Annotated in this window: 14 protein-coding genes; 4 read left to right on the forward strand and 10 right to left on the reverse strand. The window is 46.9% G+C overall.

The genetic code is table 11. The features are described 5' to 3' along the window. Positions 1 to 414: 414 nt before the first annotated feature. A complete protein-coding gene (locus H4O21_RS07135; protein ID WP_182808147.1) occupies positions 415 to 1,881 on the reverse strand; it encodes a DUF3360 family protein in 1,467 nt (488 codons plus the stop codon). A gap of 301 nt (positions 1,882 to 2,182) precedes the next feature. Here H4O21_RS07135 and H4O21_RS07140 point away from each other — a divergent pair, with 301 nt between their 5' ends. Continuing rightward, positions 2,183 to 2,761 carry a Crp/Fnr family transcriptional regulator gene (locus H4O21_RS07140; RefSeq protein WP_182808148.1) on the forward strand — a complete coding sequence of 193 codons (579 nt, stop codon included), beginning with the start codon at positions 2,183 to 2,185 and terminating at the stop codon, positions 2,759 to 2,761. 206 nt (positions 2,762 to 2,967) lie between these two features. On the opposite strand, the gene H4O21_RS07145 is transcribed toward H4O21_RS07140, so the two are convergent. The 5 genes from H4O21_RS07145 to H4O21_RS07165 all read right to left on the reverse strand — a co-directional run bounded on the left by H4O21_RS07145 (position 2,968) and on the right by H4O21_RS07165 (position 7,846). Next, entirely contained in the window at positions 2,968 to 3,666 is a 699-nt protein-coding gene (locus tag H4O21_RS07145; protein ID WP_182808149.1) for an ABC transporter ATP-binding protein, read from the reverse strand. Beyond that, complete coding sequence (gene livG, locus H4O21_RS07150; protein WP_255487188.1) at positions 3,666 to 4,397, reverse strand: high-affinity branched-chain amino acid ABC transporter ATP-binding protein LivG; 732 nt, start codon at positions 4,395 to 4,397, stop codon at positions 3,666 to 3,668. The genes H4O21_RS07145 and livG overlap by 1 nt, the downstream gene beginning before the upstream one ends. Positions 4,398 to 4,422: 25 nt before the next feature. After that, on the reverse strand, positions 4,423 to 5,682 hold the full coding sequence (locus tag H4O21_RS07155) for a high-affinity branched-chain amino acid ABC transporter permease LivM (RefSeq protein WP_182808150.1): 1,260 nt from the start codon (positions 5,680 to 5,682) through the stop codon (positions 4,423 to 4,425). Further along, entirely contained in the window at positions 5,682 to 6,608 is a 927-nt protein-coding gene (gene livH, locus H4O21_RS07160) for a high-affinity branched-chain amino acid ABC transporter permease LivH (protein ID WP_182808151.1), read from the reverse strand. The genes H4O21_RS07155 and livH overlap by 1 nt, the downstream gene beginning before the upstream one ends. A 122-nt stretch (positions 6,609 to 6,730) precedes the next feature. Then, entirely contained in the window at positions 6,731 to 7,846 is a 1,116-nt protein-coding gene (locus H4O21_RS07165) for a branched-chain amino acid ABC transporter substrate-binding protein (RefSeq protein ID WP_182808152.1), read from the reverse strand. A gap of 460 nt (positions 7,847 to 8,306) precedes the next feature. Between H4O21_RS07165 and H4O21_RS07170 the strand changes: the two genes are divergently transcribed. Next, positions 8,307 to 8,675 (forward strand): DUF3135 domain-containing protein, encoded by a 369-nt coding sequence (locus H4O21_RS07170; RefSeq protein WP_182808153.1) that lies wholly within the window; start codon positions 8,307 to 8,309, stop codon positions 8,673 to 8,675. A 299-nt stretch (positions 8,676 to 8,974) separates the two neighbouring features. Then, positions 8,975 to 10,186 carry an ammonium transporter gene (locus tag H4O21_RS07175; RefSeq protein ID WP_182808154.1) on the forward strand — a complete coding sequence of 404 codons (1,212 nt, stop codon included), beginning with the start codon at positions 8,975 to 8,977 and terminating at the stop codon, positions 10,184 to 10,186. Between the two features lie 180 nt (positions 10,187 to 10,366). On the opposite strand, the gene H4O21_RS07180 is transcribed toward H4O21_RS07175, so the two are convergent. Then, positions 10,367 to 10,990 carry a TetR/AcrR family transcriptional regulator gene (locus H4O21_RS07180; protein WP_182808155.1) on the reverse strand — a complete coding sequence of 208 codons (624 nt, stop codon included), beginning with the start codon at positions 10,988 to 10,990 and terminating at the stop codon, positions 10,367 to 10,369. A 201-nt stretch (positions 10,991 to 11,191) separates the two neighbouring features. Here H4O21_RS07180 and H4O21_RS07185 point away from each other — a divergent pair, with 201 nt between their 5' ends. Beyond that, positions 11,192 to 12,223: an MBL fold metallo-hydrolase gene (locus H4O21_RS07185; protein ID WP_220495548.1), complete on the forward strand. Its 1,032-nt coding sequence runs from the start codon at positions 11,192 to 11,194 to the stop codon at positions 12,221 to 12,223. Between the two features lie 184 nt (positions 12,224 to 12,407). Here the strand turns inward: H4O21_RS07185 and ggt are convergent, their stop codons facing one another. The 3 genes from ggt to H4O21_RS07200 form a co-directional block, all read right to left on the reverse strand. Continuing rightward, positions 12,408 to 14,162 carry a gamma-glutamyltransferase gene (gene ggt / locus H4O21_RS07190; RefSeq protein WP_182808157.1) on the reverse strand — a complete coding sequence of 585 codons (1,755 nt, stop codon included), beginning with the start codon at positions 14,160 to 14,162 and terminating at the stop codon, positions 12,408 to 12,410. A 356-nt stretch (positions 14,163 to 14,518) separates the two neighbouring features. Next, positions 14,519 to 15,172: a transglutaminase-like domain-containing protein gene (locus H4O21_RS07195; RefSeq protein ID WP_182808158.1), complete on the reverse strand. Its 654-nt coding sequence runs from the start codon at positions 15,170 to 15,172 to the stop codon at positions 14,519 to 14,521. After that, positions 15,169 to 15,693, reverse strand: a complete 525-nt coding sequence (locus tag H4O21_RS07200; protein ID WP_368737529.1) for an aminotransferase class III-fold pyridoxal phosphate-dependent enzyme — start codon at positions 15,691 to 15,693, stop codon at positions 15,169 to 15,171. Before H4O21_RS07200 ends, H4O21_RS07195 begins: the two co-directional genes overlap by 4 nt. Positions 15,694 to 15,774: the final 81 nt, after the last annotated feature.

A 15,774-nucleotide genomic window follows, 5' to 3' on the forward strand; every position in this document is an offset into this window, starting at 1 on the left:
CAGACTTGCTTTCAGAGCATAACTTATCTGTATAAATTGTAATATCATCCGGATAAGATCGGAATGCAATGATTCCACTTCATAGCTTTAACAAGATATCAGCACAGGCTATATGCAGAGCCTTGATATGATTCCGTATAGACGGATAACAGGCTTCAATACTAAGTGTAGTGCCGTAGGTTTGATAACGCAGCAGGAATATCCTTTCTGAATCGGGATAGTGATACTTTTTGGCAGGGAAATACTGTCTGACCCGCTACAGATTGAATAAAAGAGACAGAAAACAGAGCCTGAATGCTTCCTCAGAACTCTGTATCATTGAACGGGTAAGGTAAGTAAAGCCTGAACCTGTCAGGCTTTGCTTACGTATCATCCGCTGTGCTGCATATTCTATGTAGCAGGGATGTTATTGTTTTAACGGAAAGATTCAACCAGAGCAGGAATGCCCGGCAGCATACCCACTGCAGCCATGACTACACACATCACCACAAAGGTAATGGCAGGGATAATCCAGCGATCTGTATGGCGTAACTCCTGACTTCTTTCTTTATCACCGATCAGTCCCAGGTTATCAAGTAGCATAGTAAATGACCAGCCAAACACCGGGTTCACAAAAGCTGAGGCAAACATCACAATACCGGCTGATTGAGAGGTTTTAGAATCTCTGGTCATCTGCATGCCTGCTTCCAGCAGGGGCAGGAATACGCCAACAAGAAGTGCTACACGCAGTACCGGTGGCCATACTGCCAGATCCATAGGATAACCCCATAGTGCAGCAACCACACAGAAGATCCCTGTCAGGACTGCACCAGCAGGAATAGGTCGTTTTGCAATAGCTGCCGGGATCATATAAGTGCCCCATGACGAAGACAGGTTACCACCGCCCAGACCACTGCCAACCATTTGGCGTACCGATGCTACTGCCATTGTATCGTCAACATTCATCAGTACCTTATAGGCCTTCTCCGGGTAGTTCAGTTCCTGAAATACTCTGTGCCCCATAAAATCGGGTGACCACATCGCAACGGCGAGTACAGCAAAAGGTGCGACAGCAATAAAGTGGCTCAGATCTGGCATTCCCATCATCCAGCCAGTCTCTTCCCCCCACCAGTATGCAGGGTTCAGATTAGGGATGCCCGGCTCCGTCACAAATTCAAAAGGTGCTCCCATGACCAGAGCAATTAGCAAAGCAAGGCCAGATCCAAGAGGAATAGACAGCCAGCGCATCTGCCAGCGCGCCAGTAAAGCATAAATGAGAACGGTAGACAGAATAACTGCGAAGGCAACATACCCCATGCCTATACCTTCAGCCCAGGTAAACAGCGCTTTTACCTGGCTGATCATCCCTACTGCACCAAGGTAGATCAGCAATCCCCCTCTGACTCCTTCTCCGGTAAGCACCATCAGCTTGCTACCACCCCGGGTTACACTCAGGAATAGTCCGAATATCCCCACCATAATTCCTAATGCCATAGGGTGCCCTCCTGACGCCACTATCAGTGGAATCATAGGAATCATAGGGCCATGTGTACCAGCAAGATTAGCATTCGGGTTGAAAATACCTGAGAACAGGATGACAAACAGCAGAGCAGCGATCAGCATCTCAAAGCGCACATTTTCGATCACAAACTCACTGGATAATCCCATCGGAGCAGCAAAAGCGCCTACAACAGCCGCTACCATGACAATTTTGCCAATGGTTGCAGCGAGTGCCGGTACAAAATCTTCCATCTCAAAGTGATAGTCCCGGAAAGGCAGATTAATACCCCACCTTTTCGGATTCATAATGGTCAGCTCATGCTCCAGATACTCTGTTCTGGAACTGAAGCTCTTACCCGGCCGCCGCTGAGAACGATAGCAGCCATTATTTTGTTGCGTCATACGAAATCTACTTTTTATGTTTATCGGGAAACGTCAGACGATGTCTTAATTGTTATCAGACCATCCAGAAGGTAGGTCTGCGCAATACTAATTCATGTGACCGATCAGTCGCTATCAGACGTATGTATTTGATACAAAAGTAGAATTTCTAATTATCTTGTAAAGGAATTGCTAAGAAATGATTGTCTTCGGGCGCTGCAAGTGTAAAGCTCATCAGGATCTTTACTGTTTGATCAGGGGACAATGTTTCCATGAGTCATTACACTAAAAGAACTTATCCATCTCTTTGCAGGGTATATTTTTGTTTTACGATGATCTGAATCTGCCACCTCCCGAAGACTCTGGGTTCTCTCTGGCAACAGCACCTGTAGCCAGGCTTGATGCTCAACAAACCCTGGTCCGGCAAGGAGAGGTCAGCCACAGCATATACTGGCTGGATAAAGGGCTGATCAGAGCCGTTTTTATGGATGATAATGGAAAAGAATTTACAAAAGAGTTTTTCTGGGAAGGTGATATTATTCTGCAACCGCGTAGCTTACTGACAGGAGAACCTTTGCCCTACAGTATGATCTCTCTGGAAGCCTGCCAATACCGACAGATCAGTACGCAGCGTTATTCTGAACTCATTCGAACCTCACCAGAATGGCTGCATTACCATCAGACACTTCTGGCTATTCATCTGATAAACAAAGAAAAAAAGGAAGAGTTTTTACTGCTGAACAGTCCGGAGCAAAGGGTCATTCGCTTTGGTCAGAGTTTTCCCTGGCTGATACGACGTGTTCCTGATTATGTTGTTGCTTCCTATCTCGGTATGACTGCTATCAGTTACAGTAGAATCAAAAAACGTTTGCTTGCGGAGCGTAATCAGAATGAATCCTGAATTTTATCTGTATTATGGTGAGCCATTATGTATCGGTGTTTGCCATAGTCGGGATATCTGACATTCTGTCAGGCCTGGTTTTTGTTGTTAAGGTACCCGTGAAAAACGCAAAAGCTCCCGAATGTAAAACATTCAGGAGCTTTTGTTTGCTGAAGATTTCTGGCGATTGAAGTTACAGAAACCTTCTGCAACCGGTTATATCCGGATTAACCACCCAGATAAGCCTTGCGAACATCTTCATTGACCAGCAGGTTCTGACCGGTATCTTCCAGAACAATCTTACCATGCTCCAGTACATAACCGCGATCAGCCAGGCGCAGTGCCTGGTTTGCATTCTGCTCAACCAGGAAGATGGTTGTCCCTTCGCCACGCAGCATTTCAATGATCTCAAAAATCTGATTAATGATGATAGGTGCCAGTCCCAGAGAAGGTTCATCCAGAATCAGTAGTTCCGGGTTACTCATCAGAGCACGGCCAATGGCCAGCATCTGCTGTTCACCGCCAGACATGGTACCTGCACGCTGAGAAAAACGTTCCTTCAGACGAGGAAATAGCTCAAGTACATGCTCCATGCGCTCATCATAGTTGGTGTTATTAAAGAAACCACCCATAGCCAGATTTTCTTCTACGGTCATAGCAGAGAAAACCCGGCGCCCTTCTGGCACAACAGCCAGACCGGAACGCATAATCTTAGCCGTTTCCGTCTGAGTGATATCTTCGTTTTTCCAGGTGATGGTTCCTGAACTGGCACGAGGGTCGCCGCACACTGTCATCAGCAGTGTTGATTTACCCGCACCGTTTGCACCAATCAGAGTAACGATTTCCCCTTTCTCAACGTTCAGGGAAACACCTTTCAGTGCTTCAATCGGTCCGTAGTGGGTGTGAACTTTTTCCAGTGCCAGCATTACTCTTCTCCCAGATAAGCCTTGATCACTTCAGGGTTTGCCTGAATCTCTGCAGGGGTACCAGAAGCCAGAGGCTCACCCTGGTTCACTACGTAGATCTGATCAGAAATACCCATTACCAGTCCCATATCGTGCTCAATCAGCAGGATAGAGATTCCCTGCTCATCTTTCAGATGCACAATCAGCTCATCCAGATCTTTGGTTTCGTTCGGGTTCAGACCGGCTGCAGGCTCATCAAGCATCAGCAGCTTAGGCTCTGTCACCATGCAACGAGCAATTTCCAGACGACGCTGCTGACCGTACGCCAGGTTACCGGCTTCACGATTAGCAAAATCCAGCAGGCCAACTTTTTCCAGCCAGTGGGCGGCACGGTCCATCAGTTCCTGCTCTTTCTTTTTAAAGTCAGAGGTCATAAAGAAACCCTTCAGCAGGTTGTGCTCAGCATGCATATGCTGAGCCACCAGCAGGTTCTCAATTACCGTCATCTCTTTAAACAGACGCACGTTCTGGAAGGTACGCACCATACCTTCCTGAGCGATTTTAAAGCCTGGTTTACCACGCATCTCCTTACCCTGGAACATCACAGAACCAGCTGTAGGAATGTAGAAACCACTGACACAGTTAAAAACGGTGGTTTTACCAGCACCATTTGGGCCGATAACCGATACGATCTGCTTTTCACCCACTTCCAGGTTGACGCCATTTACCGCCAGCAGACCACCAAAGCGCATCGTAAGATCTTTTACGGTTAACAGATTAGTCACGTTTCAGCTCCAGGTGAGGGCGTTTCATCGGCAGCAGACCCTGAGGGCGCCAGATCATCATCAGTACCATCATCAGACCAAACAGCAGCATACGGTACTCATCAAACTCACGGGCCATTTCCGGCAGGATTGTCATTGCACATGCTGCCAGTACCACACCCAGCTGAGAACCCATGCCACCCAGTACTACAATCGCCAGAATGATAGCTGATTCAATAAAGGTGAAGGATTCCGGACTAATAAAGCCCTGACGTGCTGCAAAGAAAGAACCGGCAAAACCAGCGAAGGATGCACCAATGGTGAACGCACCCAGCTTAATGTTGGTTGGGTTCAGACCCAGCGAGCGACAGGCGATATCATCTTCACGCAACGCTTCCCATGCACGACCAATCGGCATGCGCACCAGGCGGCGAATCACGTAGATGGTCAGCAGAACCAGTAGCAGTGCCATCAGGTACAGGAAAATAACCTTATATTCACTGCTATAACTGATACCAAAGAACTCATGGAACGTTGTTGCGCCTTCTTCAGAGGGCCGACGGCTGAATTCCAGGCCAAACAGAGTTGGCTTAGGAATACGGGCGATACCATTAGGTCCACCGGTCAGTTCTGTCCAGTTGTTCAGCAGGATACGAATAATCTCACCGAAGCCCAGCGTCACAATCGCCAGATAGTCACCCCGGAGCCTCAGTACCGGGAAGCCCAGCAGATAACCAAACAGGGCGGCCAGTGCGCCTGCAATCGGCAGCGCCATCCAGAAGGACATATCAAAGTACAGGTTGAGCAACGCGTAGCTATAAGCACCTACGGCGTAGAAACCCACATAACCCAGATCCAGCAGGCCTGCCAGGCCCACGACCACGTTCAGACCCAAGCCCAGCATTACGTAGATCAGCGTCAGGGTAGCGATATCCACCGCCCCACGGGAAGACAGGAACGGGAACAGCAGCAGAGCACCCACAGCCCAGAAAGCCAGCACACGCTGTTGTTTTTCGGTACGCATAAAGGCTGGCAGCTCATGAGCCTGACCATCACCTTTCATTTTAGTGGTCACTTTGCTCACTTCCGCACGGAAGTATTGCAGCAGGAACACTAAACCCGCACCGATCAACAGACCGATAATTTTATGAGACTCAGATACTTCCAGTGTCGGCACAACCCCTTCTACCGAGAAGGAGATACCCAGTACCATAAAGCCCAGTATCAGGGTTACACCTGCTGCCAGAGCAGCTGAAGAGAAACGAGATTGCATCAGATTTTCTCCACTTCAGGTTTGCCCAGAATACCCTGCGGCATAAACAGCAGGATCAGAATCAGCAGAGAGAAGGCGACAACATCTTTGTATTCAGCGGTAAAGTAGCCTGCGGTCAGACTCTCAGAGACACCCAGCAGTAAACCACCCAGCATAGCCCCAGGAATACTGCCAATACCACCCAGTACTGCTGCAGTGAAGGCTTTCAGACCAGCAATAAAGCCTACGTACGGGTTAACTACACCGTAATACATACCCAGCAGAGTACCTGCTACAGCGGCCAGAGAAGCACCGATGATAAAGGTCGTCGCAATAACATTATTAGAGTTGATACCCAGCAGGTTAGTCATGCCAATATCCTGTGCAGATGCACGGCAGGCACGTCCCATACGGGAACGGGAGATAAACAGAGTTAAACCAGCCATACAGATGATCGTGGTTACGATAATAATCACCTGCATATAGGAAATCAGAATATGGCTGCCGTCAGGATCACCTAACAGGAAGCCCCCCTGGATCAGGCTTGGCATCGCAATATCGCGTGAGCCCTGAGCCAGACGGATGTAATTCTGCAGGAAGATAGACATACCAATGGCAGAAATCAGTGCAATCAAACGCTTACTGCTTCGAAGGGGCTTATAGGCCACTTTCTCAATGGTAAAGCCATAGGCGCTGGCGATCATGATACTGACCATCATGGCAAGGCCTACCATGATGAACACATTGTCAAAGCCCAGCATAGTTAAACCGGCCAGAACAATAAACGAGATATAGGTACCTATCATATATACTTCGCCATGCGCGAAGTTGATCATACCGATGATGCCGTAAACCATAGTGTAGCCAATAGCAATCAAGGCATAGGTACTGCCAATGGTCAGCCCATTAGCGATCTGCTGGATAAAGTAATAAATAGAATCGGACATTATATGACACCTTGCGAGCAACGTTAAACTTACGGCCTGCTTATGGCAGGCCGTAAGTGAACGTTCACAGTGTACTTTGTAAGTGAACTGCTCAGTTCATTAATTATTCTTGTATAGTTTGCTTACTTAGCTTCGGACTTAGTGCCGTCCTGGTGCCAGTTATAAACTACAAAATTGAACGAAGTCAGGTCACCCTTTTCGTCGAACTTAACGTTGCCAATAGGAGTGGAGAAAGCCGTTTTGTGCATGTACTCAGCAACTTCTTCTGAGTCAGTACTGCCTGTTGCTTTCATACTGTCAGCCATAACCTGAACAGCAGAGTACGCAGGCATTACGAAAGGACCCGTTGGATCCTGATTTTTGTCTTTAAATGCCTGAACCAGAGAAGCGTTTTTAGGGTCTTTTTCGAAGCTTGGTGGCAGAGTTACCAGCAGACCTTCAGACGCAGGACCTGCAATAGATGAAATATCTTTGTTACCTACACCTTCAGGCCCCATGAACTGAGACTGCAGACCCAGCTCTTTAGACTGACGCAGAATCAGACCCAGCTCAGGGTGGTAACCACCGTAGTATACGAAATCAACGTTGTTTTTCTTCAGTTTGGCAACCAGAGCAGAGAAATCTTTGTCACCTGCCGTGATACCTTCAAACATCACAACATTGTAACCCGCTTTTTCAACAGTGCTCTTCACTGCTGTAGCGATACCTTCACCGTACTGCTGCTTGTCGTGGATAACCGCAATATTCTTTGGCTTAACTTTTTCTGCGATGAAACGACCCGCTACCGGGCCTTGCAGACTGTCCAGACCAATCGTACGGAAGATCATCTGATAACCCTGCAGAGTGATATCAGGGTTGGTGGAGGCTGCTGTAACCATCACAATGCCTTCGTCTTCATAGATATCAGACGCTGGCTGAGTCGAACTTGAGCACAGGTGACCTACAACAAACTTGATGCCATCGTTAACAATCTTGTTTGCTACTGCTACCGCCTGCTTAGGATCACAAGCGTCATCGTATTTAACGCCAACCAGTTTTTCACCGTTAACGCCACCTGCTTTATTAATTTGCTCAATAGCCATTTCAGCACCGATGAACTGCATATCACCGTATTGAGCTACAGGGCCTGATACAGGGCCTGCCAGAGCGATTTTAATCTCTGCCTGTGCGATAGAAGTGCCCATCAGCGCAGCAGATACACCCAAACCGATTAAAGATTTTTTCACCATGCTCTTCATTTATTTTTTCCTGTTTTTTATTGTTGATTCGTCGATCGGCCGAATAAACAGGGATTTTGCCTCAGCCGATTAATGCCAGTATATCGGGTATCGTTTTATGTGTTCGTTCCGATATCAGACCTTCGAATAAGATTATTCACTTATCTGCTTAGTTTTGTCTAGGTTTGTATCGGTACAAATTTAAAGCGAGCGTTAAATTTAAGCGTGAATGGAACTAGGAATGTCAATTAAATAGGTTTTTTGAATAACAAAAAGCTATATTTTTTAGTATTTTTTTCTGATTAAGGGTCTCTTCGAGGGTTTTAACCCCATTTGTAACGTTTGCTTTACAAAAAAAAAATTTAGCATTTTTTTTGATTTCAGGCACTTAGCGAAGTAACGGCTTTGTATTTTTTTTATGCAAAGTGTCAATTTTTGGTCTAAATATCTAAGACAGAAGCTAATTCAGTCGAGGTACGTTATGGCAAGCCAGCTACCCTCATTTGATGCGCTAATGGAACTGGCCCGGAATAACCCCGAAAAACTGGAAGAAATTCGTCAACAGATGTCGGCAGAGATACTGGCCGATGCAACCCCTTCGGTCAGAGCTAAACTGGAAGGGTTGAACTTTCGTATTAATATGGAGCGGCAAAGATGTAAAAACCCTTTGCAGAGTTGTATGAGAATCACTGCGTTGATGCATGATTCATTTGATCGAATGAGAGAAGAGCTGGATATTCTGGTTGCTCCTCAGCATCCGCAGCTCAGAGTGATTAATCAATCCCCTGTCAATAATCCGGACCTCCAGGGGAGAAATGTCGTCCCTTTTAAAAGGGCAAACAGTTTCTGACCTTTCCCCTTTGGCATAGCAAGCCCTTTTCTGCAGACAGCTAGCCGCTGTCTTCCCTTTCTTCTGTGTTATAGAAATGCTGGCATGATTAATGCTTTTATTATGTCGCCTGATCACTAAGGGTGCAGCAATGCACTTTTTTCATGCGAATAAAAAACTATAAATATCAACCATATAAAGCTAACAACGCCTGTTAACGCGCTTAAAAGAAGCAATGATGTTTTCTTTTCAGCGCACTAATTGTGCAAAATAAAATAATAGCGCACCTAAAAGGTGCAAATAAAAAACAGGAGATACCTGTGGAAACTATAAACAGTGCTGTAGAAACGCTGATGCAAGGAGCAAATACGCTTTTTATTCTTATCGGAGCTATCCTGGTTCTGGCCATGCATGCCGGTTTCGCTTTCCTTGAAGTTGGTACCGTCCGCCATAAAAACCAGGTCAATGCCCTGGTAAAAATTATGACTGATTTCGGCTTTTCCACTCTGGCCTACTTTTTTATCGGCTACTGGATTGCCTACGATATCACCTTTTTCAGCAGTGCCAGTGTCCTGGCAGAAGGCAGTGGTTACGCTCTGGTGAAGTTCTTTTTCCTGCTGACATTTGCAGCGGCAATTCCGGCTATTGTCTCTGGCGGTGTTGCTGAGCGAGCTCGCTTCTACCCTATGCTGGTTGCATCAGCACTGATCGTAGGTCTGGTTTACCCGCTGTTTGAAGGGATGAGCTGGAACGGAAATTATGGCTTCCAGGATTTCATGGAAGCGTTTTTTGGTGCGCCATTCCATGATTTTGCAGGTTCTGTGGTTGTACACGGTGTTGGCGGCTGGATTGCATTAGCCGCTATCCTGATTCTGGGAGCACGTATGGGGCGTTACCGTAACGGTCGTGTTGTTGCCTTTGCTCCATCAAACATTCCATTTCTGGCATTAGGTTCATGGATTCTGACCGTAGGCTGGTTTGGATTTAATGTCATGTCAGCTCAGACACTTGACGGGATCAGTGGACTGGTTGCGGTAAACTCTTTGATGGCAATGGTTGGCGGCATTATCACTTCTCTGTTACTGGGCAAAAACGATCCGGGCTTTATTCACAATGGTCCTCTGGCAGGTCTGGTCGCTGTCTGTGCAGGTTCAGATATTATGCACCCCATTGGTGCGCTGATTACCGGTGGTATTGCAGGTGCCCTGTTTGTGTATATGTTCACTCTGGCGCAGAACAAATGGCCTCGTCTGGATGATGTATTGGGTGTATGGCCGCTGCATGGCCTGTGTGGTGCCTGGGGTGGCATTGCTGCTGGTATTTTCGGTCTTGAAGCACTGGGTGGTCTGGGTGGCGTGACTCTTGCTTCTCAGATAGCAGGCACTGTTGTTGGTATTGTTATTGCGACCCTGGGCGGTTTTATCGTCTATGGGCTGGTAAACAAAGTATCAGGCATCAGACTGGGTGAGGAAGACGAGTTTAATGGTGCGGATTTGAGTATCCACAAAATTGGTGCAACCAACGAGGACTAATCAATTTTTACCATAATATGACGAATGGTTATTCGTCGGGCTGTACAGAGTAAATAACTCCAGTAGCCCGAATATTTTCCCTTGTTCTTTATGAGAACCTTTGTACTTGTGAGCATTGCCCGTAGTTATACTGCTTTATCTTCCGTTTGCTACGGGCCTTTTTCCTGCTCTGAACCTCCGTCATAACTCACTTTCACAGGCATAGCAGGCAAGGAACATTTTCACTGCATCCTGACGGATCATCTGACTAAGTCCCGTATCAGGGACGGCCTGTCCCATCAGAATTTGTGGCCAGAATGCATGACCCTTAATCAATCCGATAAATTGAGTGGCCAGATAAGGAGCCTCTCTGTTATCTGTTATCCGTTTTTCCTGCTGTGCAGACACAATCCAGTTCTCCAGGCCACTTTTCTGTACATTCGCCTCAGCCATTGCTCTGGCAGACAGTTCCGGAGACTGAATACATTCAGCAATCATCACTCGAGCCAATCGCAAAAATGATTGTTTTGCCAGCATATTCAGTTCTCTGGCTGCAAACTCATCCAGCTGCCGGGCCAGAGATGCATCTGAAACATATTCAATGGCTGTCATCAGAGCGCTCTGCTCAAACATCTGTCTGGCAATGGCCTGAAACAGTAACTCTTTGCTGGAAAAGTGGTTATACAGGGTCCTTTTGGACACTTCAGCTCTGGCTGAAATAGCATCCATACTGGTTTGTCGATAGCCATGTTCAACAAACAGATCAATTGATGCGTCCAGTATGGCCCGACGCTTACGCTCTTTCAGTGTTATTTTTTCACTCATACGTCCCCCTGTAATGATCTGATTATTATAAAGGATTACCCAATGACAAACGCATTGGACCTGCAAAAACTTCAAAAAATGTAAACTTTATAGTTTACTTTTTTTATTGAGAAGATAAACTACACCGAAAAGTTTACCTTTTAAGGTATCTCGAATATGTTCAGAAAAATAGGAATAATCCTGGTCGGAGTAGTTTTTGTTATGACATTTATCAGCTGTACCAGTGCACCTGTAAAAGATTACGCCATATCTCAACAATTTCGGGAAGGTAAGTTCCATAATCTGAAACCGATGCCAGTTAACGATTCAGGTACTATGATGCGGATTCTATGGCGTTATATCACAGAGAAACGGCAGGAGCCTGTCCCTGTATCTCCTGTCCCGGTGCACGCACTGACTACACAACAACTCCATCAGGAAAATAATGGTCTGGATGCACTTTACCGACTAGGACACTCCAGCCTGCTGCTGAATCTGAACAAAACCTTCTGGTTAATTGACCCTGTTTTTGGCGATAGAGCTTCACCTTTCAACTGGATAGGTCCGGCTCGTTTTCATAAGGCTCCATTAACCCCGGATCAATTACCTGAGATAACTGGCGTGATTATTTCGCATGACCATTATGATCATCTGGACCAATTCACTGTTCAGCACCTGAAAGATAAAGTGAAGCACTTTATTGTCCCGCTGGGCGTCGGCCAGCATCTGATGAAGTGGGGAGTTAATGAGCAGAAAATTACTGAGCTGGACTGGTGGCAACAGACACTGATTAACGGGGTTTCTGTGACCGCTACGCCGTCTCAGCATTTCTCAGGGCGAGGATTATCTGATGGAAATTCAACGCTGTGGGCTTCATGGGTGATTCGCTCAGAACAATCCTCACTTTTTTATAGTGGAGATTCAGGGTATTTCGATGGCTTTCAGGAGATCGGGCAGAAATTCGGACCGTTTGATCTGACCATTATGGAAAATGGGGCTTACGACAAAATGTGGGCGAATGTCCATATGCATCCGGAAGAGACCTTGCAGGCGCATCAGGATGTCCAGGGGAAAAACTTACTTCCTGTACACAACAGTACCTTCGATCTGGCATTTCATGATTGGCACGAACCACTGAATCGACTGCAAATATTGAGTGAGCAGGCTTCTGTCACTATGGTAACCCCGGAAATCGGACAACGGATGAATATCTCAGAATCAGCGCAGTATCAATCTCGCTGGTGGAATAGATAATTACTTACTTCTGATAACCGCCGGTTCAGTCAGGCTTTGTTTCAGGGCTGATAATCAAGCCGCTCCGGTGTATGGATATACCGCAACCAGGATCACAAACAGATCTGTCAATAGACTGAGTCGATAGAATAAAAAAGCAGCCCATAAAGAGCTGCCTTTTAGCACTACGTATTATTTCAGGGCATCAGTCACCCATCGCGATACCTTCGCGACGAGGATCGGCACCGCCTTCCAGCTTGCCATCCTTAAAATGAATCGCATGCAGACCAGAATTCAGATCACGGATATTCACTTTAAAGCCCATCTTTTCTAATGGGGCTTTAAATTTCTCGGCATCTGTTCCCTGTTCCAGGTCATAAGTACCAAAACGATTGATCAGGTGAGGCTGATTAATCGCTTTCTGAACAGGCATGCCCCAATCCAGATGGGCAATCAGTGTGGATGCGACATAACCAATAATACGGGAACCGCCAGGTGAACCTACTGCCATGTAAGGCTGATCATTCTTCATAACAATTGTAGGTGCCATAGATGAACGAGGACGTTTACCCGGTTCCAGACGGTTCGCAATCGGATAACCATCTTTATAAGCAGAGAAAGAGAAATCTGTCAGCTCATTATTCAGCAGAAAACCATTACTCATAACACGAGAACCGAAGCCGTTCTCAATGGTGCTGGTCATGGAGACAATATTGCCATCCTTATCAACAATCACCAGATGAGTGGTGGATGGCAGCTCGATCGACTCATCATCAGCCATCGCAACGGCTTTTTCCCAGCGAGGTTCACCGGCGCTGACTTCTTCCAGTGCTTTCCCCGGAGTAATCAGCTTAGCTCTGTTTTTCAGATAGTCAGCATCCAGCAGTCCTTCAGGCATCGGCACGAAGTCGCTGTCAGCCATATAACGACCCCGGTCAGCAAATGCCAGGCGAGATGCATCACCAATCACCTGCCAGGCCTCTGCGCTATCCGGTCCCATTGCTTTCAGATCAAAATGACTGGATATCCCCAGGATCTGGCCCACAGTCAGAGCGCCTGAACTCGGAGGCCCCATGCCACAAATATCATACTGTCGGTAAGGTGCACAGGTTGCCGGGCGCTCTTTAATCCGGTAATTAGACAAATCCTGTCGGGTTAATAAACCAGGGTTATCCTGGATACTGCTTACTTTATTGACAATATCCCGACCGATACGTCCTTCATAGAAAGCTGCAGCGCCTTCTCTGGCCAGTACCGACAGCGTTTCAGCGTACTCGGGGTTTTTCAGCTGATAACCTTCTTTAAGAGGGTTGCCATCAGCATCAAAGAAGTAGGCTTTAGTGTCCGGATAGCGGCTCAGGCGTTTCTGATCCTTCTCGATAGCCCCTGCCAGACGAGCAGATACTTCAAAACCGTCTTCTGCCATAGCTCGGGCTGGCTCCAGCAGACTAGCCCACGTTTGTGTACCATAGCGGGCATGCATCTCAGCCATCAGTTTAACTGTCCCCGGCGTACCGACCGAGCGACCGCCTACCACGGCATCATAGAACTTCAGAGGTTTACCATTTTCATCCTGGAACAGTTCAGGTGTAGCGGACATCGGAGCAGTTTCACGGCCATCAAATGTTGTCAGTTTTTTACTGGCGGCATCGTAATACACCAGGAAAGCACCGCCCCCCAGACCTGAAGACTGAGGTTCGACCAGACCAAGCATAGCTTGTACTGCTACCATGGCATCCATTGCTGAGCCTCCGGCTTTCAGCACATCGTAGCCTGCCTTAACCGCATGAGGGTTAGCCGCTGCAACCATATAGTTATTAGCGATAACACTGGATTTAGCCGTAAAACCACTTGCCGCTTCAGGGTCAATAGCATCCGTAGTCTGTGCTGCCTGCAGATTCATTGACAACAGAGCAGAAGCCACAAGAAGAACAGATTTTTTAACTGTTTTTTGTAACATGGGGCTGATCCTTTATTTTTCTTATCAGATCGATTAACTATCAGAATAATTCCGTCTTATCAGAGCCTTATCTATCAGATCAGAAAAATAAAGTCCTCTAAAACGCCAGCAATCCATACGGACTGCTCTGAAGATAGTAGATCGTCTGCCATCTGAGAAATATATCCATCCGTGCCAGTCTGACCTTCTTTCGCGCCATCGCAAACATTTTAATTACGCAACATGATCAGATGCCTGGTGCTCAGACACCAGAGAGCTCAGATATCATATTTCTATATCTGGACTCCCTGGGAGCGTTAATAATTAAAGCCCGCCCCCTGTTATTTTGATCCTCAACAGTAATGACTACCCGGAATCTACCAGACCAGCAGTTCTGTATCAGGCAGTTCAGCCAGTACCTGATCCCAGCTTTTATCAGCCCCCAGAGCCTGAACAACCACAGGTAAAGGCTCTGCCCATATTTCTGGCAGATCAGCTTCACCAGCAACCCTGATTGGATAAGCCAGCGCTTCATGTGGCGGGGTAAATTCAGCCCTGACCTCTACTTTTCCCTGGCTCGGCAAGCGGTTTCCTCTGGGATCAATACGGTACCAGCCATACTCTTCCAGCCAGACAGCATTCAACCCGTGCAGACTAAAGGGACCATCGTCACCATCTTCGTCACCAATGGTGAGTCTCTGATAACACAGGCCTGCCGGAATGCCATTTGCTCTTAATAAAGCCGCCAGCAAATGACTTTTAGCGTAACAATAGCCTGTGCCATGAGCCAGAACATCTGAAGCTTTACAGGTCACCGGGTTCATCTGGTAATCCACGCTGTGATAAATTTCATCCCGGACAAATTCAAAACAACAGCGGGCGATCTCTGTTTTATCCGCTTTACTGGTTCTGTTAATGACGATCTGGTGTAACTCCTGAGCTTTCAGTAAAACTTCGGGATTCTGCCAGTTAATAAACTCGCTTTCTGCCAGATATAACAATGGATCAGCGGTTCTTAGTACAGAGTTCATCCATTAATCTCCTTGTTAACACCCGATGTAGTTGTGGTTTTCAGGATATCAGTCAGTAAAAGAATCATCTGATCAATGCTTGCCTGATCGATATTAAGAGCAGGCATAAAGCGTAATGCGTTATCTGTCGGAGCATTCAGCAGTAAGCCATGCTTTAACGCCTGACTTACCAGATCAGGTGCATGCAAAGCTCCGGTATCCAGAGCCAGTAGCAAACCTTTGCCCCGAACACGGCCCAGATTAAATTGCCGGGATAACACTTCCAGCTGTTGTTTCAGATAACGTCCTGCCTGCTGGACCTGCGACATAAATTCAGGCTGCAGCACCTGTTCCAGAACAGCAGAAGCGACGGCACACATTAAAGGGTTGCCATTATAAGTTCCACCCTGATCACCATAATCAAAACAGCTGATAGCGTCCTGAGATAACAGAGCTGAGACAGGTACCCCGCCGCCCAGTCCCTTACCCAGAGTCATAATATGAGGGATAATTCCATATTGCTGAAAAGCAAACGTAACTATTCAGCTGCCCGGTCAAAGATATCTGGCAGCTGCCCACAAAATAACAGGGTTAAGGCATTACTTGCTGATACCGATTGTTTA

The sequence above is a fragment of the Oceanospirillum sediminis genome, from assembly GCF_014164585.1.
Taxonomy (GTDB): domain Bacteria; phylum Pseudomonadota; class Gammaproteobacteria; order Pseudomonadales; family Halomonadaceae; genus Oceanospirillum; species Oceanospirillum sediminis.

What these genes read in the sequence shown, in the direction of transcription:
- H4O21_RS07145 (WP_182808149.1), bottom strand. Translation starts at nt 3,666, where the DNA reads ATGCTGGCACTGGAAAAAGTTCACACCCACTACGGACCGATTGAAGCA.
- H4O21_RS07155 (WP_182808150.1), bottom strand. Translation starts at nt 5,682, where the DNA reads ATGCAATCTCGTTTCTCTTCAGCTGCTCTGGCAGCAGGTGTAACCCTG.
- livH (WP_182808151.1), bottom strand. Translation starts at nt 6,608, where the DNA reads ATGTCCGATTCTATTTATTACTTTATCCAGCAGATCGCTAATGGGCTG.
- H4O21_RS07135 (WP_182808147.1), bottom strand. Translation starts at nt 1,881, where the DNA reads ATGACGCAACAAAATAATGGCTGCTATCGTTCTCAGCGGCGGCCGGGT.
- H4O21_RS07165 (WP_182808152.1), bottom strand. Translation starts at nt 7,846, where the DNA reads ATGAAGAGCATGGTGAAAAAATCTTTAATCGGTTTGGGTGTATCTGCT.
- livG (WP_255487188.1), bottom strand. Translation starts at nt 4,397, where the DNA reads ATGCGCTTTGGTGGTCTGCTGGCGGTAAATGGCGTCAACCTGGAAGTG.
- ggt (WP_182808157.1), bottom strand. Translation starts at nt 14,162, where the DNA reads ATGTTACAAAAAACAGTTAAAAAATCTGTTCTTCTTGTGGCTTCTGCT.
- H4O21_RS07170 (WP_182808153.1), top strand. Translation starts at nt 8,307, where the DNA reads ATGGCAAGCCAGCTACCCTCATTTGATGCGCTAATGGAACTGGCCCGG.
- H4O21_RS07180 (WP_182808155.1), bottom strand. Translation starts at nt 10,990, where the DNA reads ATGAGTGAAAAAATAACACTGAAAGAGCGTAAGCGTCGGGCCATACTG.
- H4O21_RS07195 (WP_182808158.1), bottom strand. Translation starts at nt 15,172, where the DNA reads ATGAACTCTGTACTAAGAACCGCTGATCCATTGTTATATCTGGCAGAA.
- H4O21_RS07185 (WP_220495548.1), top strand. Translation starts at nt 11,192, where the DNA reads ATGACATTTATCAGCTGTACCAGTGCACCTGTAAAAGATTACGCCATA.